We start from the raw sequence: 1,291 nt of genomic DNA on the forward strand, positions 1-1,291 counted from the left end.
TGAAGCGTCCTGGGTTTAGTTCCTACCTCTGCTAAGGAAGGATTGGCACTATGCCCAGAAAGTATTCCGCCGAATTCAAGGAGAAGGCGGTCCATCAAGTCCTAGAGATGGTCCGTCTGGAGTCTTGCTCACGGCAACGTGCGTACGAGGCAGTCGGAGAGCTCCTTGGCGTGTCCCACCACACGTTGCGCGCCTGGTATCGCGACAGCGTCGCCCATGAGCAGGCCGCACCAACAGATGGCGAAACCATGGAAGAAGAGCTCAAACGGCTACGCCGGGAAAACCGCGAGCTGAAGCGAGCCAACGGAATCCTCAAGACTGCCTCGGCTTTTTTCGCAGCGGAGCTCGACCGACCCACGACCAGATGATCTCCTACATTGACGAGTACAAGGAGCAATTTGGGGTCGAGGCCATCTGCCGTGTTTTGAAACAGGCAGATCGTGGATTCATCACCTCTCGCGGCTACCGTAAAGCCATCACCCGCGCCCCGAGCGCCAGGGCTTTAAGCGATAGCCTGCTTATCCCAGAGATTCAGCGCGTCCATGCGGAAAACTTCTCGGTCTACGGCATTCGTAAGATGTGGCACGCCATGAACCGTGAGGGCTTTCATATCGGCCGCGACAAGACCGCGCGCCTGATGAAACTTGCAGGTGTGTCTGGTCGACGACGTGGACGCACCCCGGTCACCACGATCAGCCCTAAAGTTCCGGATCATCGTCCGGATCTTGTGCAGCGAAACTTCCGGGCAACAGCCCCCGGGCGGCTTTGGGTTGCCGACATTACCTATGTTCGCACCCTGTCAGGATTTGCGTACACCGCGTTTGTCATTGATGTCTACAGCCGCAAAATAGTTGGTGTTGCCACCCGCTCTACGATGCGCACCGATGCGCTGCCGATGGAGGCACTGGAACATGCATTAACGACTGCCGGTCGAATCCATGGCGACCAGCTGATACACCACAGTGACCGGGGAAGTCAGTACGTGTCACTGAAGTACTCCACCGCTTTGGCCGAAGCCGAGATCCGGCCGAGTGTCGGCACAGTCGGAGATTCCTATGACAACGCGCTGGCCGAGACTGTTAACGGTCTCTACAAGGCTGAACTTATCCATCCTCAAGGCCCGTGGACATCAGTAGGAGAAGTTGAGCTCGCCACCCTGCGGTGGGTGCACTGGTGGAACACCAAACGTCTTCACGAGGCGTTGGACTACGCCACCCCACAGGAAGTAGAAACCGAGTATTATCTCACCGAGCCCATCAACACAGGGCCGTAAAAGAAGCGGAACCAAACC

General features: G+C 57.2%; 1 protein-coding gene. It reads left to right on the plus strand.

Annotation, left to right across the window (positions count from 1 at the left end):
• Positions 1–50: 50 nt before the first annotated feature.
• Positions 51–1,273 (plus strand): IS3 family transposase gene (locus HMPREF2990_RS00975; protein WP_141757739.1). Its coding sequence is split into 2 segments (ribosomal slippage): positions 51–327 and positions 327–1,273, totalling 1,224 coding nucleotides; the frame shifts between segments, so codons are not numbered across the junction.
• The last annotated feature ends 18 nt before the right edge of the window (positions 1,274–1,291 follow it).

Origin of the sequence: Corynebacterium sp. HMSC071B10 (genome assembly GCF_001814825.1) — a bacterium.
Lineage (GTDB): Bacteria > Actinomycetota > Actinomycetes > Mycobacteriales > Mycobacteriaceae > Corynebacterium.